Consider the following 20,471-nt stretch of genomic DNA (forward strand, 5'->3'; position numbering starts at 1 on the left):
CCGCGACCATCAGCGTCCGTCCACGTGCCCCCGGCCGTCGGCGTCTCTCGGACCTGGCGTATAGGTGACATGTCACCTGTTGGACAGCGGAAAGTACTGACCTGAACTGTCCATGGCGCCACGCTGTCACTCCATGAGACAGATGAACAACAGGCGGATGCCGAGGGTCCACAGACCACGTCCGCAGTATGTGGCGACCGCCGCACTCGTAGCGCTGTTGGCTGGTCTGACCGCCACTCCTGGTGTCGCTCAGGACTCCGACCGGGGCTCCGAGCAGACCGCGTCGGCGGCCCGGGGCGAGACGGTTGGATCATCCGGAGTCACCCGGCATCAGGTCACCCTGATCACAGGAGACCGCGTCACCTTGGAGAAGGGCCCGTCGGGGCGGCAGAGCGTCTTGGTGCAGCCGGCCGAAGGTCGCGAGCACATCACCTTCATCAAGCGCCAGGACGGCCGCGACTGGACGGTCATACCCGCCGACGCGCTCCCGCTGCTGGCGGCGGACCGCATGGACAGGGCCCTGTTCAATGTCTCGGCTCTGGTCAAGGAGAAGTACGCGGGGCGGTCGAGCCTGCCGCTGATCGTCGAGTACAGGGGTGCGGCCGACACCGCCGAGCGTCGGCTCGCCACGGCGGGAGCCTCCAAGGTCCGCACCATTCCCGGTACCTCCTTCGCGGCCGTCAGCGAACACCGCGACGACGCAGCGGAGTTCTGGAACAGCATCGCCCCCGGCGAGGCGGGTGCCAGATCCTTCGGTGCCGGTGTCCAGCGCGTCTGGCTCGACGGCCGTGCCAAGGCCCAGCTCGACAGGACGGTGGCGCGTATCGGCGCACCCCAGGCCTGGGAGATGGGCTACAAGGGCGACGGGGTGAAGGTCGCGGTGCTCGACACCGGCTACGACCCCAACCACCCGGACCTCAAGGGCCTCGTCTCCGGTGCGGCCAACTTCACCACCGAGGAGAACACCGACGACGTGGCGGGTCACGGTACCCATGTGACCTCGATCGTCGCGGGTTCCGGCGCTGCTTCCGGCGGTAAGTACAAGGGTGTGGCGCCCGGTGCGGACATCCTGTCGGGCAAGGTGTGCACCGCCGACGGCAACTGCACGTTCTCCGACATCATCGAGGGTCTGGCCTGGTCGGCCGAGCAAGGCGCCAAGGTGGTCAACCTCAGCCTGGGTGACGAGGACACCCCGGAGACCAACGCCGTCGAGGCCATGGTCGAGACCGTCACCCGTGAGCACGGTGTCCTGGTCGTCGCCGCGGCCGGAAACAACGGCCCGGGCAAGGTCCTTTCACCCGCCTCCGTCCAGGGGGCCCTCGCCGTCGGCGCGAGTCAGATCAACGACGAACTCGCCGCGTTCAGCGCGATCGGCCCGCGGGTGGGCGACTTCGGCCTCAAGCCGGACCTCGTGGCACCCGGTGTCGGCGTGGTCGCGGCCAGGGCGGGCGGCACCACCGCCGAGGACGGCTACGTCGGCATGGCAGGGACGTCGATGGCCACGCCGCACGCGGCCGGCGCTGCCGCCATCGTGTTCCAGCAGCACCCCGACTGGACCCCGGAGCAGGTCAAGCGGCAGCTGATGCACTCGGCGACGGGCGGCTTCGAGCGCGGCGCCTTCTTCCAGGGCGCCGGACGCGTCGACGTCGCGCGGGCTGTCGCCCAGCAGGTCACCGCCGAGCCCACCGGATTGGCCTTCGGGCAGATCCGCTGGACCGACAGCGGCCGGCCGCCGATGGACAAGACGATCACCTATCGCAACCCGAGCGACGAGCCCGTCACCCTCGACCTCGCGCTCAACATGTCGTATCACGCGGGCAAGCCCGCACCGGAGGGCCTGTTCCGCCTCGGCGCCGACAAGATCACCGTGCCCGCGCACGGCTCGGCGGACGTCACCCTCACCGCCGCCCCGGAAGCCACCACGGTCTACGCCGCCTTCAGCGGCGTGGTCATCGCGTCCACCTCGGACAAGAACGTCTCGGTGCGCACTCCGGTCGGCATGGAAGTCGAGCAGCCGTCCTACGACCTTCGCCTCGACCTCAAGGGACGCTCCGGCGCGGCTCCCGGCTCCTCGTACCTGACGGTCCGCCCCACCGCCGGAGGCCCCGTCCGCACCGTCGAACTGGCCGGCGAGGGCACCGCCGTGCTGCGGATTCCGCGCGGCACCCACACCCTGCGCGGCTTCTTCTTCGACCCCCGTGCGGACGACCCGTCGCGGACGGAACGCATCGTAGTCGGCGAACCCGAGGTCAAGATGACCTCCGACCGGGATCTCACCATCGACGCCCGGAAGGCGAAGCCCATCGTGGTATCGGCGCCGCGCTCGTCGGCCCGGATCATGTCTGCGCAGGTCGGCACCGTGGACGTCGGCGGCGACGTGCTCTCCCTGGAGGTGGGTGAGGCCGCCGGAAGCACACAGATGAAGGACGTGTACGCGATTCCGAGCCAGCAGAGGTCGGACTCGGAGTTCCGGTACGTCCTGAGCACGGTGTGGGGTGAGCCCACGGCCATCGCCGGTGCCGCCAAGTCGCCGTACATGTACCACCTGACCCGCCCGGTCCGCGGAGGCATTCCCGCCGACCCCGGTTACCGCCCGCGTCAGTCCGAGCTGGCCACGGTCGACAGCACGTTCGCAACCACCGCACCGGGATCCACCGCCAACCGCACGGTCAGCACCCTGGTCGGGGGAGCGCCGTGGGACGCCCACGTGATCCGGGACTTCTCGGTCCCGGCCAAGCGGGTCGACTACTTCTCGGTCGCCGACGGTCTGCGCTGGCAGCCCGCCTTCGACCAGCTCCCGGACTTCGGCTCGCCCAGCGACAGGTTCGGTCAGCTGTTCATCGGCGCAACGCGCAGCTACAAGGCGAACCGCACGGTCGAGGAGCACTGGAACAGCGGAGTCCAGGCCATCGGGCACGTGCCGAACATGAACAACAACTTCCGCGACGGCGACTCGATGAACGTGTCCCTCCAGTTCGCCGCCAACGGGAACATCGACGAAGTCGCCGACAGTTCGACCGCCTGGCCCCAGGCGGAGCTGCGGCGCAACGGGCAAGTGGTCTCCGACCACATCTACCAGATGGACCTCCCTGCCGACACCGTTCCGGCGGACTACCGTCTGACCATCGCGCTCGACCGTGACCCCGCACGCAGCAGTGTTTCCACGAGCGTCCAGGGCGAGTGGCGGTTCCAGTCGCAGACCACGAAGACGCGACAGGCGCTGCCGCTGTACGCGGTGCGCATGTCTCCGGAACTCGACGAGTGGAACCGCACCAAGGCCGGACGTACCTTTGACATTCCGGCCCTGATCGAGCGTGGGACCGGCGCTCCCGAGTCGGCGATCCGCACCTTCACCGCCGAGGTCTCCTACGACGAGGGCAAGACCTGGCACCCCGCCAAGGTGAAGGGCTCCGGCACGGAGCGCACCGTGACCGTGAACCACCCGCACCGACCGTCCGGCGGTTCGGTCTCGCTGCGCACCTACGTCAAGGACGCCGCGGGCAACTCCTTCAAGCAGACCGTGATCAAGGCATACCTCCTCAAGTAGCCGCCATGAGCATCGCAGGGCCCGCCGCACTCCATGCGGCGGGCCCCTGGTGCTGTAGGCACCGACCGGCCACAGGCGCGGGCCGCACCGTTCGCTTCCGGCGCCGAAATGTGGAGATGCGCGATACGTCATCAATACGGCGTCGAAGCGCTGCCTGGTGCGGTGCGCCGGCGCTCTTCGACGACGCGAGTCGAGGATGCCTGATGCCCCGTTGGGGCTCCACCGGCCTCCCGATGAAACTCCCGGCGAGGCGATCGGTTGGCGTACGGTCACCGATGTGGTGCCGTCAGAGCCGGGCTCGCCCGTTCACGCCCACCGCACCGATCCCACCCGAACCCTGGAGGCATCCAAGTGACGGACTGTGTCTTCTGCGAGATCGTCGCCGGGAGAGCCCCGGCCAATGTTGTCAAGGAGTGGGAAGACGCTCTCGCCATCGTTCCGATCCGTCCCGTCGTCCAGGGACACACACTCGTCATTCCCAAGCGGCATGTCACCGACTTCGGAGAAGACCCGGACGTATCGGCCTCGACGATGCGACGCGCGGCGGAACTGGTGGTGGGCGAGCAACCGATGAACCTCATCACCTCACGCGGACGTGAAGCCACGCAGTCGGTGTTCCACCTCCACCTGCATCTCGTCCCACGAGCAGCAAACGATGGCCTCGCCCTGCCCTGGTCCGGCGGACACGGCAAGCAGAGGGCGGAGTGACCCCGGCGACGATGGTTGGCGTGGTCGGCCGGCCACGCCCAGCAGTGCAAGGCATCGTCTCGGGCAGACGCAGGAGCAGAAGCCGCGCTGCTTCGCTCGGGTTTCCGACAGCCGGTGGAATGGGCCAACGGTGCTGCAGAGCCGAAGGCGCACCGCCCATCGACGCTCAGAGGTGCACGACATCGGGCCATCACAACGCACATGCCGAGACAGGCAAGCCTCGCACGCAGGCCCCCGGGTGCCTGTAGCGCGCCACCGGACGGCTGTTGCCGAAGTGGTGCGACCGGGTAGCCGACGGCCGGCAGCACCGATAGCGTAACCGCGTGGACCAGGATGAACGGTTGCTTCACGCCTCGTCGTTCGGCGCAGCGGCGGTCACCTACGCCGAGCACCGCCCGGACTACGCGCAGGCCGCGGTGCGCTGGGCGCTCGACCCCGCGCCTGGCCCGCGCGTACTCGACCTCGGTGCCGGAACCGGCAAGCTGACCGCAACACTCGTCGCGCTGGGTGCCGAAGTCATCGCGGTAGAGCCCGACCCGGCGATGCTGGCCGAACTGCACCGCTGGCTGCCGGATGTCCGTGCGCTGTCGGGTAGTGCCGAGGCCATTCCGCTGCCGGACGGGTCAGTGGATGCCGTGCTGGCCGGCAACGCCATGCACTGGTTCGACATGGCCGTCGCGGGACCCGAGATCGCCAGGGTCCTCGCGCCCGACGGCATCCTGGCCGGTCTGTGGAACGTCATGGACGACGGGGTCGAGTGGGTCTCCGGGCTTGCTCGCGTCAGCGGCAGCGCTGTCATCGGCCCGCGTGACACGCCCGCCAGTTGGCGCGTGGAGACGGCTGAGGCACACCTTCCGAAGACTGGCGAGGCCGCTCGGTTCGGCTTGCCGGAGCAGGTCGAGTTCCCGCACGGGCAGCGGCGCACCGCCGACTCCCTGGTCGCCACCCTCGCGACGCGCGCGGGAGTGCTGGTCATGCCGGAACACGAACAGGAGGCAACGCTGGGCCGGATCCGCGCATTCCTCGCGAGCGGACCGGAGACCGGCCACGGAGAGTTCACTCTCCCGCTGTTGACTGCCGTGCTGCGCGTCCGGCGGCTGTGAAGCACCAGTCGGGAACGAACGATGGGACGCCTCTCGCGAGGACGGCGGATGCGCTACGTGAGGCGTCAATTCTGTAAGACGCTCCTCCCAAGACTCGATTTCCCTTGCGTCACGTTGCATGCAAGGGCCTCGAACGATCATTTCGTGCCTCTGGGATCTTGGCGCTCCTGAGTGAAGCCCAGTAGACTTATCAATAGATCGATGGATTACCGCCGCGCTCACCGCCAACAGTGAACAATCCGGCACCCAAGAATTCAGTTCTCAGATCTGACCCGGGCCACGTATTCGCTTCGGTGATACGTTGCAGAGCCGGGAGGTCCGATATGGCGGAGCTTCGCCACGAGGTACTGGTTCTCGACGGCGTGCGCCGAGAACGGTCGACGCGCTTGCCCGACGGAGGACCGATCGTATCCTCGCCACTGGCATGCACCCTGATCCTGGGGGAGTCCGAGGCCGTCCTGGTCGACCCGCCCTTCACCCGCGATCAGGCACGCAAGGTCGGCGACTGGATCGAAAGCAAGGGAAAGCACCTGGCTCACATTTATGCCACCCACGGGCATGGCGATCACTGGTTCAGCACCGATCTGCTGATGCAACGATTTCCCGACGCCGTTCCTTATGCGACCGAGGGAACAATCCGACTGATGCGCAAACAAGCGACCGTGGGACGCCAACAGAGCTGGGATATCGATTTTCCAGGCCTCATCCCCGAAAGTCCCGTGGTCTTCCAGGTGATTCCCGCGGAGGGTTTCCAACTTGAGGGTCATCATCTGCTGGCTGTGGAGACCGGCCATACCGACACCGACGACACCACCGTTCTGCACGTTCCGTCGAGCGGACTGATCATCGCGGGAGACGTCGCATACAACGGAGTGCACCAGTACCTGCTGGAAAGCGCCGACGGCGGGATCGACAGCTGGCTTGCCGCGCTTGACACCGTCGCCGCGCTGCACCCACGTGCGGTTGTCGCGGGTCACAAGAACCGGGATCTGCCCGACGCCCCGTCAATCCTGGCGCAGACCCGTGACTATCTGCTTGATCCCAGCGCTTGCTGGCAGCGGAGCCGACCCCACGCGAGTTCTTCGACGAGATGCTGCGGCTCTACCCGGATCGGCTCAATGTCGGTCCGGTGTGGAACAGCGCACTGGCTCTCCTGTCATGACCGGTGCCCGCAGAAGCGGTGATCCACCGGTTTCGCCGCGTCGACGGCCGACGCGGCGGGTACCAGTTCTGCTCGGAGCAACCACTCCGACCGCGGCCTTTTGGCACCGTCCAGCCGCAGTGCGGCGGCCCGATCGTCCCGTCTGCGGGCCGTGCGGTTTCAGACGTCGGTGGACTGCCAGCGGATGCCGGTCAGCTGCTGCGAGCGCTCCCACAGGCGACGGCCGAGTTCCGGGTCCTGCGCTGCTGCCGACAACTGTCCGGGCTGCGGATGTCCGGATCGTCCGCCCCGCCCGTCAGGCCCGATGTAGGAGCCCCCGACGAGGCCGGGTTCCGTCGCCGCGAAAAGTTGGGGCAGAGCTCCCATCTCCTGACTCTGCGCGAAGAGCATGCCGGAAACGCGCATGGCGATCCCGATGAGACCGGTTCCCTTGCTCTGCATGGGCGTGTTGCTGTAGCCCGGGTGTGCCAGAACGCTCGTGATGGGTGACGATGCCGACTCCTCGCGCCGGGCGAGCTCCACACCGAAGACCGCGTTGGCCAGCTTCGATGCCGAGTAGGCGGCGATGGGTGTGTACTTCCGCGACCACGCGACGTCGTCCAGATCGAGTTCGCCCTTCTCGTGCATGTAGGACGTCACCGTGACCACCCGCGGTGCCGGTGACCGGCGCAGTGCCGGTTCCAACAACGCTGTGAGCGCGAAGTGGCCAAGATGGTTCGCGGCGAAATGGCGCTCCGCCCCCTGAGCGGTCACGGCGTGCTCGACCATGGAGATGCCCGCGTTGTTGACCAGGACGTCGACGGACTCCTCCCTGGCGATTTCCTCAGCCGCCCGGCGGATCGAGTCAAGATCCAGCAGATCGACCCGGCGCACCTCCACCTCGGCCCCGGGGTACGCATGGCGCAGCGAAGACGCCACCCCTTCTCCCCGTGCCGCGTCACGAACAGCGAGCAGCACCCGACCGCCGTGCGACGCGAGCTCGCGCGCCGTCACCAGGCCGAGGCCGCTGGTCGCGCCCGTCACGACGAAGGTGCGGCCGCGCTGGTCTGCCATTCGGTCCGCGGCCCATCCACTGCCGCCCGATTTGCTGCTATTCGTCCTAGAATCCGTCGTCATCTCTTGCTCTCACATTCTTGTTGCCGCGGTCGCGAGCAAACCGCTTCGGCAGGTCTGGGAACGTGGAAGAAGCTAAACCTTGCCACTAATGTGAAGGTCAAGCGGACGGCCGTGGAGTCGCCCGCCGGTGCGACAGCGAGGCGCACCGGCTGCATGGATGCCGAGCGAGGGAGAGCGATGTGAAGATCGGAGAACTGGCGGAGAGGACGGGTGTCGCGCCGCGCCTGCTTCGCTACTACGAAGAGGTCGGGATCCTGCACCCGAACCGCAGCAGCAACGGATACCGCACCTACGGCGAGCCTGCCATCGACCGTGTTCTGCAGATTCGCGAACTTCTCGAGGCCGGCTTGACCACGGACATGATCCGGGAGGTCCTGCCCTGCCTCGGGGCCGCGAAAGAACACGGGCAGCCCACGGTATGCCCCGCACCAAGAGATCTGGAGGGGCTGCGCCGACAGCTCAGCAGCATCGAACGACGCATCGACGTGCTGCAACGCAACCGGCACGCGATCAAGACCTACCTGAGCGCTTGCGTGGATGCCCCGACTGCTGCGCCGGTGGCTGCCGAGGGTGTATCGAGTCCGGTGGCCGAATGACAGCGGTGACACGTCAAGATGCTCCAGGCCGTTTGCTTGCGCAGCCCTGAGGCGTCGTCCACGGGCGGCGGGATCGAACCCGCTGCCAGGTCAGGGGAGACAGCTAGTACGCGACAACCCGACGTACATCGCCTCGCTGCATGCCCCCGGTCGGTGGGTTCAGCGCCAGCCACCGTGGCGAGGCTCCGAGATCTCACCGAACGGTGGACCGCACACCTCCCAATCCAGGGTGGTCACCACGTAGTCGGGCTCGGTCCGTGAGGCTGCTTCCTGCAGCCGAGTGACGAGATCGGCGACGGGTACGACACGAAGTGACCGGGCGGTAGCGGCCTGGGCGCGTCCTTCATCGGGTTCTCCCGGGACGGGATGTCGCAGTGGGGACGCCCGCGACGGCGAACCTGAGCGCGCTGTCCTCGACCGGTCCCTGACGCAGCCGCTCGACATCCTTCTCGTAGGCCATCTCCGCCGTCCACGGGCCGCGCGTCCCCGCGCGAGGGAACGCCTTGATGCCCCGCTCGACGTAGTTCGAGCTGAGGTCCATGTACGGCACGCGTTCCATGGCGGGGTCGTCCAGGATCGGTGCGACGGTGTGGTAGCCGTGGGCGTCCATATGGTCGAGGAGGCGGCAGAAGTGCTCGCAGACCAGATCGACCTTGAGGGTCCAGGAAAGGTTGGTGTAGCCGAGTGCGAAAGCGAGGTTCGGGACGCCGGAGAGCATCATGGCCTTGTACGCCGTGGTGTCCGCGTATTCGACCCCGCGGCCGTCGACGCTCAACCGGACGTTGCCGAAGGGCGACATGGTGAGTCCGGTCGCGGTCACGATGATGTCGGCGGCCAGTTCCTGGCCGGAGGTCAGGAGGATGCCCGTCTTGGTGAACCGGTCGATGCGGTCGGTGACGACCGATGCCCGCCCGGACGAGATCGCCTTGAACAGATCGCCGTCGGGTACCACGCACAGCCGCTGGTCCCACGGGTTGTAGCGCGGAGTGAAGTGGGTGTCCACGTCGTAGTGCCTGGGCAGTTGCCGGCGCGCTTGGGAGATCAGCAGTCTGCGCATGAGTTTCGGCGCTCGCCGGCTGGCTTTGAAGACCCCTCGTGTGAATGCGATGTTCTTGCGCCGGACGATGCGATGCGCGCGCTGGTGGTTGAGTACCTTGCTCAGCGTGCGGGCGATCGCGTCCTCGGCAGGCAACGACAGTACGTAGCTCGGTGAGCGCTGGAGCATCGTGACGTGGCCCGCCGTGTGTGCCATCGAAGGGATGAGTGTGATGGCCGTGGCGCCGCTGCCGATGACGACCACGTGCTTGCCGGCGTAGTCCAGGTCCCGCGGCCAGTGCTGTGGATGGATCACCGTGCCCGCGAAGTCCCCGACGCCGGTGAACTCGGGTGTGAAGCCCGCCTCGTGGTCGTACATGCCGGTACCCAGGAACAGGAAGCGTGCGGTGAAGCGGGCTTCCTGACCACTGCCGGAGGTGCGGGCGGTGACGGTCCAGCGCCCCTTCGACGACGAGAACTCGGCTGCCAGCACTCGATGTCCGAAACGGATGTGGTCGGTCAGACCGTGCTCGTCGACCGTCTGCCGCAGGTAGTCCAGGATGAGGTGCCCCTCGGCGATCGTCTTGCTTCGGGTCCAGGGCCTGAAGCCGTAGCCGAAGGTCGGCATGTCCGAGTCCGAGCGGACGCCGGGGTACTGGAACAGGCTCCAGGTGCCCCCGATCGAGTCCCGGCTCTCCAGCATCGCGAACGTCGTTCCCGGGCGAAGGGATCTGAGATGGACGGCGGCTCCGATTCCCGAGATCCCGGCACCGATGATCAGCACGTCGACGTCGTCGTTGGGAGACGAAGGCGGGTTGGTTTTCGCGTTCTTGTTCGTCACGAGTGGCTCCTGGCCGCGGTGGTGAGGGGCTGCGATGGTGAGGGGCTGCGATGGTTCGGCTGCTGCCGAGCGCCAGGTGGCGGCGGTCCTTGTGCGGAGTCCGGCGAGTGCGAGCGCCTTCCTCTGCACTGCGCAGGGTCCGTCGGCGAGGCGCAGCGAGCGGGAAGTCCTGGCTGAGTCCGGCGGCGCCGCGGGTCTGGATCGCCGTGTCGAGGATCCAATGCACGCTCCGCAGGGTAGCGATCTTGATCGCTTTGATTCCTGTATGCGCGCCCTTGTTGCCGGCGGTTTTCATCAGCCAGGCGGTCTTGAGTACCAGGAGCCGCATCTGATCGACGCGGACGCGGGACTCCGCGATCCAGTCGCCGATCATGTCCTACCGGGTGAAGGCTTCCCGTGGACGCCCCTCTTCGCCACGCAGTCGCAACGGCCAGGGCTTGGAGAACCGCGTACTGCGCACGCTGCGGCACGCCACGAACGCCGTGATCGACCCCGTGCGCGACTACTTCCGCCACCACCCGAGCTGAACCCTCAACTCCACCAGGGTGTCTCGTTCAATCGACCGGCGCGCTGGGCCTGTTCTTAGCGGCAGCGTGCACGGGCATGGAAGCGGTCCGACTCACTCGTATGAATGAGGAGCTAGCGCCGGCGGCTTGCTCTCGCCGTCAGCGGCGCGGGCCCACGGGTCGTCGCAATCCTCCGGATCGGCCGCGGGTGTCCCACTCGCGTGGGCGGTAGCCGCTGCGGTGGTTGACGCGTTCCTCGCTGACCTGCCCGTATTCGGCGTTGCAGAGGACATCGGCCGCGGCGGACATGAGTGCGTCGGCGAACGTCTTGACCATCGCGCGCAGCAGATCGGGACTCGCCGCGGCGAGGTTCTCCTCCGCGAGCACGTGCAGGGGCAGACTGTCTGGTGCGGTCATCGTGCTGATCTCCTTCGAGCCTAGACATCTCGAAGATCAGCCGGTGGCCGTGCTCATATCCGGAGCCTCACCCCGACGCCGGGGCATACGCCCGGATCAGGTGAGAACCGGTACACCACTTCCCTGGACGCAACCGTCGGTTCTCCAGATCGCCTTCGAAGCCGGCAACCCACTCTTCGAGAGGGGTTCCGAAGCAGTCGAACCGGCGACGACGCCACTGTCGACGAGGCCCGTCGTCTTGTGACGGGGACATCGGGTCACAGCGGCTGACGTGTTCGGTGCGGCCGCATCCGAGGCGGCCACTCGACCCGTGATCGACAACAGCGCGGCGGCAAGGGCGGCGCGGACTTCAGCGGGGGCACGCCCCGCAAGCCGCATGGCGGCCAGTCGTCCGAATCCTGCTGGGTGGCCTAGTGCCTCGTGATCCTGTTCATGGAACCTGAGGCTTCTGTGATCGTTGAGTCTGGTGTGCATCTGACCTCTGAACAGATGGCGGAACTGCGGGAGTTGGCCGGGTCGCGGGATGTTCCGGCCGATGTGGCGCTTCGCGCAAGGATCGTGCTGTGGTCCGGCGAAGGACGCCGACGCAAGGACATTGCCGAGCTCGCCGGTGTGGCGCCGCTGACGGTGGACCGCTGCAAGACCCGTTATGCCGAGCGGGGCCTTGCCGGTCTGGAGGAGAAGCGCCGCGGCGGGCCGCGTACCCAGGTGCCGCCGCAGGTGCGGGCCCGGGTGATCGCTTTGACGAGGATGTCCCCGCCGGCGGAATCCGGTCTGTCGCACTGGTCGACGCGGACGCTGGCCGACCATCTGAAGCGGCGGGAGGGCATCTCGGTGTCGTGGCATTATGTCGCCCGCGTCTGGCGTGAGGAGAATCTGAAGCCGCACCGCTCGGGCACCTTCACTTGAGGGTGGGCACCCCGCGGGCCGTTCCGTGTCGAGGTGAGCCGACCCTGGACCGGCGACCCGCGCGGTTTCCGTCACATCGCCCACGCCTTGCCGCAGTGCCATAGCCATGACTTTCGAACGGCTTTTCCCGCGGCCGGACGTCAAAAGCCTCGCTGCGTAAACGGAGGCAGCTGGCAACGCCAATTCACTGGATATCTTCGTACGCTTCCGAGATGGCCGCAGTTGAGCGCTCGGGACAGGCTACATCTACGCGTATCCGTAGTCGCTTGCCACGTCCTTCGCCGCCCCTGTGGAGCCGTTCTGGTGCCAGACTTTGATAGTCACCCGGTTGCCCTCTGGGATGTCGACCCCGACTCCGTCCTTCACACAGGTGCCGGAGCCCCCCGCGGCCTCGGTGTACTTGATTACGGTACTGCCGGAGGAGTTGACATAGGTGATGGACATCTTGGCGCGGTCACCGTCGGGTTCGAGGTCGCATACCCGCCAGTCGTCTCCGTCCGAAAAGAAGTAGGCGTTGGCGACATCGACTCCGCAGGAGACAAGATTGCAATCCATGCGTATCGAATAGACGTTGACGTCCGTTCCGGCGAGCGATGGCGTCGCCGCCAGAACCACGCATGCGGCGGCGGCAGAACCGACAGTGACCGCGCTTCTGAGCATCGACATGTGTTTTCTCAAAACACATCCTCACGTTATGGGGTACGGATGAGGCAAGATCGTAAAGCCTGTCTGCGGGCATGGGAAGACGCCTGGCGGAAATAATTCACGGGCGAAACTCTCGGATTGATCCGACTAGTGTCTCGTGATCCTGATTGCATTACTTCGCGTTGTTATTGACGAGTTTCTTCACGCTGGTCTGGACGAGTCGGACCTTGGCGAGGATCTCGTCGGTGGTGGCGGTCCAGGTGAAGGGTTTCGCGTTCTCGTTCCAGGAGTTGACGTAGTCGCGGATCTGTTTGACCAGGACATTGACGCTTGCGAACGTGCCGCGGCGGATGGACTGCCGGGTGATGATCCCGAACCAGATCTCGATCTGGTTCAACCACGAGGACCCGACGGGGGTGAAATGAAAGTGGACGTGCGTATTCTTCGCCAGCCACGCCTTCACGTCCGGGGTGGTGTGCGTGGAGAGGTTGTCCAGGACGACATGGATTTCCTTCTCCGCATGCGGCTTGACGGCCTTCTTCAGGAACGCCAGGAAGGTCGCGCCGTTCCGGTTCGGCCTGCACTCGCCCAGCACTTCACCGGTCGCGACGTTCAGCGCGGCGAACAGGTTCGTGGTGCCGTGCCGCACATAGTCGTGAGTGCGCTTCTCGGTGGCCGCGCAAGTCACCGGCAGCACCGGCTGGGTCCGGTCCAGGGCCTGCACCTGCGTCTTCTCGTCGACCGACAGCACCACGGCGCCACCGGGCGGGGCCAGGTACAGACCGACGACATCGGCGACCTTCTCCGCGAACGCCGGGTCTTTCGAGATCTTGAAGGTGCCCGAGCGGTGCGGCTTCAGATTCTCCTCACGCCAGACGCGGGCGACGTAATGCCACGACACCGAGATGCCCTCCCGCCGCTTCAGATGGTCGGCCAGCGTCCGCGTCGACCAGTGCGACAGACCGGATTCCGCCGGCGGGGACATCCTCGTCAAAGCGATCACCCGGGCCCGCACCTGCGGCGGCACCTGGGTACGCGGCCCGCCGCGGCGCTTCTCCTCCAGACCGGCAAGGCCCCGCTCGGCATAACGGGTCTTGCAGCGGTCCACCGTCAGCGGCGCCACACCGGCAAGCTCGGCAATGTCCTTGCGTCGGCGTCCTTCGCCGGACCCCAGCACGATCCTTGCGCGAAGCGCCACATCGGCCGGAACATCCCGCGACCCGGCCAACTCCCGCAGTTCCGCCATCTGTTCAGAGGTCAGATGCACACCAGACTCAACGATCACAGAAGCCTCAGGTTCCATGAACAGGATCACGAGACACTAGGCGTGGCCGGCCGTAGATCGTCCGGCGTCAAAACTCTTCCCATAGACCTGGAGTTGACGGTCAGACAATCGCCCGGAGCCGTCCGCGGAACCTGCACGTACCGAGGTGTCCGGGTCGTTGATCCAGTCGGCGAGGAACCGCAAGGCTTCGGAAGTCTGCGAGCCGGGTTCAGGCATATTTAGGGACAGCCACTGTCCGGAGTCCCCGGGAAAAATGAGGTTTTCATAGTTCAAGGTGACTTCACCGAGCAGGGGGTGCCAGTAGCGCCGAGTGCCGTGCGAGAACTCCTCCACGTCGTGTGCGGCCCACCAACGGTGGAAATCTTCGTCGGATAGCTGATCGATCAACTTGGCCAGCTGTGGATCATTCGGATATTGGCCCGCATACAGATGCAACCCCTTGACGACCATGCGGGCGGCCTTATCCCAATCAGTGAAAAGTTCGCGTGCCGCAGGATCGAGAAACATAAATCGCACCAGATTGCGCTCGCGGGCTGGAACCGCCTCAAAATCGACAAACACCGCACGAGCCATCAAATTAAGGGCCAGAATGTCCAAACGATGCCCCAGGATCATGGCTGGGGCGTCCCGCAGGGCCTCAAGCAGCGCATACGCCCCCGGACGCACTCGCCGCAAAACGGGGGATCGACTCACCCCGACCGCGGACTGCGGCCTGGCCAGATTGAACAGATGCGCGCGCTCGGCATCATCCAGTCGAAGAGCTCGGGCCACAGCTTCCAGCACAGCTTCCGAGACGTTTGCCGCTCGCCCGCGTTCGAGCCGGATGTAGTAGTCCACGCTCAATCCGGCCGAGAGCGCCACCTCCTCGCGGCGCAGACCGGGAACGCGCCGACCACCCCCCGGCGTGACCCCAACCTGTTCAGGGGTCACCCGGGCGCGCCGCGAGCGTAGAAAATCGCTCAGCGCCTTGTTGTCATCCGAACCGGACAACGCCTTACCCACGTATCAAGTCTATCTCTCTGTCTAGGACGCGGGCAACACACGCAGCCAAATAGCGTGACGGCAATTGTCCAATCTCCGTCGGCAAAGAGTCCGTCTTTGAATCGATTTCTCGGAAAAGTCGAGATGGCGACACCATCTTGCTCTTGGATCGAGAATGGGCGGCTAATACATGAGGAGTCTTTGAACGTCATCTCGGCGACCAACTTGATTGCCTATTGGGCCGCCGGTTGTGCCGAATGCCTCACTGTCGGCCAGGCGTCCGCCGCATCCGCGCCGACGGCCTGTTACCCGGTTGCCGCATCAACGGGATCAAACGGCGTCCTTCGGATCCTGCACTGTCAGTTGCCTGCCCGGGAAAGGGGGTCTGCCAGTACCCGGACCAATCGGCCTTGGCTGAAGGAGACCTGCCTGACCACCTCCAGAGGCTTTTCCGGCTGGTTCTCTGGAATTCGACACAAGGCCTGCCGGACACGCGGACCTTGCCGCCCAAGGCGAACCTTTGAGGCCGCCGCAGCGGCACCCCTCTGAGGACCGGTCTCTAGCCGCGCCTTGCCAGCTGATGGGATGAATACCGAAATGACCAGTACTGATCAGCCCGAACTCGCTGAGTCGAGGAAACCCCGCGAGGCATCGGACGGAGCCAGGGCCCTGTCCGACGGGGACTACGCGTGCGAACGCGCCGCGGCCCTTGAACTCCAGCGCAACCTCCTTCCTCGCCGTCTGCGGGGAGGGATTGCGGTGGAGGCTGCCTCGCGCTACCTGCCCGCCGACACGGAGGCAGGAGTGGGAGGCGACTGGTTCGACGTGATCCCGCTGTCCGGCGCCCGGGTGGCACTCGTCGTCGGGGATGTGGTCGGACACGGTATTGACGCCGCAGCGACCATGGGCAGGCTCCGCACCGCCGTGCGCACGCTCGCGGATCTGGACCTACCTCCCGATGAGCTGCTGCGTCACCTCGATGACAGTGTCCGACGGCTGATCGACGAAGACGGCGACACCCCGGAGCAGGCTCCTGTGATGGGTGCGACCTGCCTGTACGCCGTCTACGACCCGATCACCCGGCATTGCACGATGGCGCAGGCTGGGCATCTCCCGCCCGCGATAATCGATCCGCACGGGCACGTTACCTTCCCTGACCTGCCTACCGGAGCGCCGCTCGGCCTCGGTCTCGGGCTGGTCCCCTTCGAAGCCGTGGACGTCGAGCTGCCCGAGGGAAGTCTGCTCGCCCTCTACACCGACGGATTGGTCGAATCCCGGGACGAGGACATCGACGACGGCATACACCGCCTGGTCGCCACCTTGGCGCACCCTGACCAGTCCCTGGAGGACCTGTGCTCGTCGGCGATGGAATCCCTGCCGGCTCGGGCACCATCCGACGACATCACCTTGCTTCTCGTCCGGATCCGCACGCTCAACGCGAGTCAGATTGCTTCCTGGGACCTGACCACCGAGCCGGCCGTTGTTCGCACCGCCCGACATCTGGCCGCCCGTCAGCTCAGCGAATGGGGGCTGGAGCACCTCGTGTCCACCACGGAGCTGGTCGTCAGTGAACTGGTCACCAACGCGATCCGCCACGGAGCTGGCCCGATCCGGCTGCGGCTCATTCAGCATAACGTCCTGACCTGCGAAGTCTTCGACAGCGGAATCTGCTCCCCGCGTGTGCGTCATGCTCGGATCATCGATGAGAACGGTCGGGGCCTCTACATGGTTGCTCAGGTGTCCCGCAGATGGGGATTCCGATCCGCAACGGAAGGCAAGCTCGTCTGGGTCGAACAAGACCTGGCCTCCGCGCCTGCGCACTCTCATGGGCTCTGCCCACCCCAAGCGGCCGACGCTCACCCGGCGCGCATCGCGTAGGCGGGTCACCGACTGCCGATTGAACAACCACGTCGGGCTGCGGGGCGAGAGCACTGAGCGAACGTGGGGAGCGCCACTCGGTGATCCCCGGACAAGGCGTCGCCCCGCTATCTGGACGAGCTGTGGTTGGCGAAGGGTTGTGCGCTCAGATTTCGTTGCACTTGTCGCAGGTCACGCCATCACCGTTTCGGGGGGTGCAACCCCGTCGCCTGGCCCTGGGCGGAGCAGAACGAGCCTCGCCGCGAGGGCGCCATAGCCCTGGCTAAGAACGGCGTCCGACTCGGAGACGGCAAGGACGCCGTTCTTGGCCGGGCAGCGGAACGTGTGTCCCCTCAGCGAGAAGAAGATCGAGGATAGCGATGCCGAACTCTCACGAGCTCGAAGCCGTACTGATTAGGATGGGCCGCATGACCAGCGGTTTCCGGGAATGTCCCGAGTGCGGCCGGCCCATGAGGCCCGGTGGTCTTGTACTTGCGCGGCGGGAAGACGATGGCCGGCGGATGTGCCGGTCGCTGTGGGCGTGCGCCAGTCGGCATGTCTGGTGGAAATGGGTGGACGCGCCGAGCGAGCCCTTTGAGATCTGCCCGTGGCTGCAACTGTTCCGCTGACACCGAATGCTGGCTTCAGCGGTCACGTTGCCTGCTGGCCGTCGTCCCCATGCTCCCGCTGGGGGTGAGCACCGTCCTCCTGCAGGACAATCGTGTTGCTGCCAGGGCGTCCTGGAGGCGTGCCGTGCCGCATATGAATGCCTTCGTGAGCGTCGACTGGCCGCGGCGACCGCCGAGGTTTCGACTCCGAGTAGCTCCCGCTCGCGGAGCCCAGGCACGAATGCCTGGATGGTAACCCCTGGTAGCCGACACCGGCGTTGTCCGTTTCGCCGAACGTCGCCCGATGTGACGTACCAACCTCGCATTCATTGTCCAACTACTTGCTGGAAAGCACACTTGACTACAAACGCGTGGGTCGCCTGACCTCGGAAGAGTTGCCCCCGCACCCGGCCCATGGGAAGAGAAAGCATGCGTAGCAGACACGCTCGGGCGGTTGCGGCGATGGCCTTGGTATTGGTGCTCGCCTCGTGCACCAGCGATGGTTCGCAGGAGAGCGGTGACTCGGGGGCATTGCTCGGCCCCGTGCCTGCTGAACCCGCGGCGCAGCCGCCACGCAGCGCCGTAACGGCCGCTCAGAACCTTGCTCATGAACTGGACTTCGATCACGTGAAGGACCTCACCGCAGTGTTCGACGAGCGCGGCAGCAATGGGAACTGCCGGCTTTCGTACGCGATGCTGACACCGATGAGTCACGCCGTGGCCTACACGCGATCCGAGGACGTGTTGGGCGGCGATGGGAACGGGATAGACGTCCTCTTGTATGCAGACGCCGGAAAGGCGCGCAGCGCTGCGGATTGGTGGCGGAACTGTGGCCGTGACCTGACCCCGGACGTCGTGACCTACGGCAATTTCGTTGTCGTCGGCGACTACATCGGCCCTCAGGCTCGCAGTATCCGGATCGAGACCACCCTCGTGGATCTCTACGGCCCTGAGTGATCAAACGAGTTCGCCCCGGCGTTGCCGCCGATGTCGTACGCGGCTCATACGCTCCCGATGGTGGCGATGGAGACCAACGAGGTCAGCCCCCGAAGAGGACGCCGAACAGAATCCCCCCGGCCCACTGCCTCGGAGGGCTGGGCGGCCCTGCTTCCACCTTGCTCAGCTCCTGCCCGCCCGATCTGACCGGTCCAGGCCAAACCTGCTGGACCAGGCTGCACAAGTGCGTAGAACGCTTTCGACATCGCCCACCATGGATCTGCTGCCGGCGGTCTGGCCTACTCGGATTTACCGAGGGCAGAGGCGTACGGGCCCTCGGTCGCCTTCAGCCGCTGCATGCCGGTCAGCCGGACGGCGAAGTGTACGGCCGCCGCCGCTGCGAGAATGTCCAGAGAATCGGCAACTATCACTTGGAGTACGGCGTCCCGGATCTCTTCGAGAGTTTCCGCTTTCGCGTAGCGTTGCCCGGTGTAGCGGTTGAACAGGACCGAGGAAATGAACAGGCCCCACCACAGGTTGACCGGCCACAAGGAGACCTTCTGCGTCTCGCCGTCGCTCGGCAGCCGCGTGCTGGCGCCCCACATGTCCACGGCGATCCGGTAAGGCATCCAGAACTGTGCCAGGGGGATGAACCAGGATCCGATGGCCCAGCCGGGGCCGTTTCGGAACTTGTCCGGCCCGAGCACGCCGGCGTCGCGGCGCACCCAGTGGAACCAGATGATGAAGACGATCGAGCAGGCGAAATACGTGGAGACCTGGAACGTTCCTGCCGTCTCGTACAGCGTGTCGGCGCTCTCCAACTCCCGTTGCGAGGCGAACGCAAAGCGCTCCTCACCGTTGATCAGCGTGTACGTCCGTACGCCTGCGTAGACGGCGAACAGGTCACTGAGCGCGACGGCCGCCAGCAGGGCCGACACACTGACCACGAGGAAGCGCGGCACGCGCGGCACCCGGTTGGGCAGCGCAGGACGTGGACGAAGATCGCTGGATGCGGACATGCAGAAGGCCCCCCACAGGCAGAGAAACGGGATCAGGCGCGGAAGATCGCGCGCTGAGGAAAGATACGTCCGCCGTGGGCCGCTCGTCCATGACAAAACTGCAGGGCCGGAGCCCGGACATGGCGCGTGGCCGAGGGCGGCTCAGATCAAGTGGTTCAGTCGGCAGTGCCTGCCATCTGAAGGGTTCATGCACAGCTCTCGCTTTGCCGCACGGACCCCGCAGCGTCGCCGTCCTCAGGTCTGCGCGAGACCGCCCGGGCCGCGATCCAATAGCCGATGCCCGGTCCTGGACAACGCAGTCGACTCACACTCCTCGGAGCGTCATGCCGGACATGGTGCTCTTGCGGCTCAATGTGCCCGGGCTCTACAAACGGGTCATGCCACGAAGCGATTTCACCCGCCCAAGCCCTGTGTGGTTCTTCCGCGAGTACGAGCCCGTCGGCGTCGACCTGGGCAGCCCGGCTGCGGTGGCTGCCTACGATCGGAATCAAGGCACCGATCCGTACGCCGACGATGCGTTGCTCGACCGTCTCGGTGTTGGCGAGGGTACGCGCCTGGTGGATCTGGCCTGCGGCACCGGCTCGTTGGTCGTTCAGGCGGCCCGACGTGGGGCCGAGGCGCATGGCGTTGATGTCTCCGAGGAGATGCTTGCCTTTGCTCAAGCCAGGGCCGAACGGGCCGGCGCCAGCGCCCATTGGCACCAAGCCGGGTTCTTGGACTACGTGCACCACGCTGAGCCCGCGGACGTGGTGACCACCAAGTCGGCCCTTCACCAGCTGCCCGATTTCTGGAAGCAGCACTCGCTTCTCAACGCGGCCGGCATGCTGCGCCCGGGCGGCACCTTCTACCTGTGGGACGTCATGTTCAGTTTCCCACCAGGGGACGCCGCGGAGCATCTGCAGCGGTGGATCGACACCGCTGGCCGCCCTGAGGGCCGGGGTTTCACTCGGTCGGACTTCGAGGCACATGTCCGAGAAGAGTTCTCCACTTACGACTGGATCCTTGAGGGCATGCTGGAACGGGCGGGCTTTGAGATCGTCTCGCGAGCGTTCCACTCATCGACACACGGCGAGTTCCGCTGCCGTCGTCGATAGCTGCCGAGCCTCCGGCGCAAGCGAGCACCTTGGCCGGCCGGCGTTGCCAGCTAGCCATGGGGGACTTGTCGAGTGCGAAATGGTGGCCGCTGGCGGGATGGCTCAC

Annotated in this window: 14 protein-coding genes and 3 pseudogenes; 9 read left to right on the plus strand and 8 right to left on the minus strand. The window is 66.0% G+C overall.

Going from position 1 to position 20,471, the window contains the following annotated elements; genetic code table 11:
* The first annotated feature begins 217 nt into the window (after positions 1-217).
* From DN051_RS37060 to DN051_RS37075, 4 genes are all read left to right on the plus strand, one after another.
* Positions 218-3,547, plus strand: coding sequence for a S8 family peptidase (locus DN051_RS37060; RefSeq protein WP_162625049.1), 3,330 nt, complete (start codon positions 218-220; stop codon positions 3,545-3,547).
* A gap of 351 nt (positions 3,548-3,898) precedes the next feature.
* On the plus strand, positions 3,899-4,255 hold the full coding sequence (locus DN051_RS37065) for an HIT family protein (RefSeq protein WP_112441130.1): 357 nt from the start codon (positions 3,899-3,901) through the stop codon (positions 4,253-4,255).
* A gap of 323 nt (positions 4,256-4,578) precedes the next feature.
* Positions 4,579-5,358 (plus strand): class I SAM-dependent methyltransferase, encoded by a 780-nt coding sequence (locus DN051_RS37070; RefSeq protein ID WP_112441132.1) that lies wholly within the window; start codon positions 4,579-4,581, stop codon positions 5,356-5,358.
* Positions 5,359-5,681: 323 nt separating this feature from the next.
* Positions 5,682-6,542, plus strand: coding sequence for an MBL fold metallo-hydrolase (locus DN051_RS37075; RefSeq protein WP_246040727.1), 861 nt, complete (start codon positions 5,682-5,684; stop codon positions 6,540-6,542).
* Positions 6,543-6,679: 137 nt separating this feature from the next.
* Here DN051_RS37075 and DN051_RS37080 read toward each other — a convergent pair whose 3' ends face one another.
* Positions 6,680-7,573, minus strand: coding sequence for an oxidoreductase (locus tag DN051_RS37080; RefSeq protein WP_246040728.1), 894 nt, complete (start codon positions 7,571-7,573; stop codon positions 6,680-6,682).
* Positions 7,574-7,815: 242 nt separating this feature from the next.
* Between DN051_RS37080 and DN051_RS37085 the strand changes: the two genes are divergently transcribed.
* A complete protein-coding gene (locus DN051_RS37085; protein ID WP_112441137.1) occupies positions 7,816-8,232 on the plus strand; it encodes a MerR family transcriptional regulator in 417 nt (138 codons plus the stop codon).
* Positions 8,233-8,575: 343 nt separating this feature from the next.
* Here DN051_RS37085 and DN051_RS37090 read toward each other — a convergent pair whose 3' ends face one another.
* The 3 genes and pseudogenes from DN051_RS37090 to DN051_RS37100 form a co-directional block, all read right to left on the minus strand.
* Positions 8,576-10,108, minus strand: coding sequence for a flavin-containing monooxygenase (locus DN051_RS37090; RefSeq protein WP_112442731.1), 1,533 nt, complete (start codon positions 10,106-10,108; stop codon positions 8,576-8,578).
* 211 nt (positions 10,109-10,319) lie between these two features.
* Positions 10,320-10,481 (minus strand): annotated as a pseudogene (locus DN051_RS47885) (acyl-CoA dehydrogenase); the annotation flags it as partial.
* Positions 10,482-10,818: 337 nt separating this feature from the next.
* Positions 10,819-11,031, minus strand: a pseudogene (locus tag DN051_RS37100) (transposase); the annotation flags it as partial.
* A gap of 420 nt (positions 11,032-11,451) precedes the next feature.
* Here DN051_RS37100 and DN051_RS37105 point away from each other — a divergent pair.
* Positions 11,452-11,940 (plus strand): helix-turn-helix domain-containing protein, encoded by a 489-nt coding sequence (locus tag DN051_RS37105; RefSeq protein ID WP_246040729.1) that lies wholly within the window; start codon positions 11,452-11,454, stop codon positions 11,938-11,940.
* 246 nt (positions 11,941-12,186) lie between these two features.
* On the opposite strand, the gene DN051_RS37110 is transcribed toward DN051_RS37105, so the two are convergent.
* The 3 genes from DN051_RS37110 to DN051_RS37120 form a co-directional block, all read right to left on the minus strand.
* The gene (locus tag DN051_RS37110; RefSeq protein WP_112441139.1) at positions 12,187-12,606 is read right to left on the minus strand and encodes a hypothetical protein; all 420 of its coding nucleotides are present in this window, start codon (positions 12,604-12,606) and stop codon (positions 12,187-12,189) included.
* A 151-nt stretch (positions 12,607-12,757) separates the two neighbouring features.
* Positions 12,758-13,900, minus strand: a complete 1,143-nt coding sequence (locus DN051_RS37115) for an IS630 family transposase (RefSeq protein ID WP_246040730.1) — start codon at positions 13,898-13,900, stop codon at positions 12,758-12,760.
* Positions 13,901-13,906: 6 nt separating this feature from the next.
* Positions 13,907-14,872: a helix-turn-helix transcriptional regulator gene (locus DN051_RS37120; protein ID WP_053755862.1), complete on the minus strand. Its 966-nt coding sequence runs from the start codon at positions 14,870-14,872 to the stop codon at positions 13,907-13,909.
* A 663-nt stretch (positions 14,873-15,535) separates the two neighbouring features.
* On the opposite strand from DN051_RS37120, the pseudogene DN051_RS37125 reads away from it, so the two are divergent.
* A pseudogene (locus DN051_RS37125) lies at positions 15,536-16,729 on the plus strand (ATP-binding SpoIIE family protein phosphatase); the annotation flags it as partial.
* A gap of 1,016 nt (positions 16,730-17,745) precedes the next feature.
* Positions 17,746-18,273 carry a hypothetical protein gene (locus tag DN051_RS37135; protein ID WP_162625050.1) on the plus strand — a complete coding sequence of 176 codons (528 nt, stop codon included), beginning with the start codon at positions 17,746-17,748 and terminating at the stop codon, positions 18,271-18,273.
* 278 nt (positions 18,274-18,551) lie between these two features.
* On the opposite strand, the gene DN051_RS37140 is transcribed toward DN051_RS37135, so the two are convergent.
* Positions 18,552-19,271, minus strand: a complete 720-nt coding sequence (locus DN051_RS37140) for a DUF4328 domain-containing protein (protein ID WP_112441147.1) — start codon at positions 19,269-19,271, stop codon at positions 18,552-18,554.
* A gap of 323 nt (positions 19,272-19,594) precedes the next feature.
* Here DN051_RS37140 and DN051_RS37145 point away from each other — a divergent pair, with 323 nt between their 5' ends.
* Entirely contained in the window at positions 19,595-20,365 is a 771-nt protein-coding gene (locus tag DN051_RS37145; protein WP_199314774.1) for a class I SAM-dependent methyltransferase, read from the plus strand.
* Positions 20,366-20,471 lie beyond the last annotated feature (106 nt).

The organism is Streptomyces cadmiisoli (assembly GCF_003261055.1).
Lineage (GTDB): Bacteria > Actinomycetota > Actinomycetes > Streptomycetales > Streptomycetaceae > Streptomyces > Streptomyces cadmiisoli.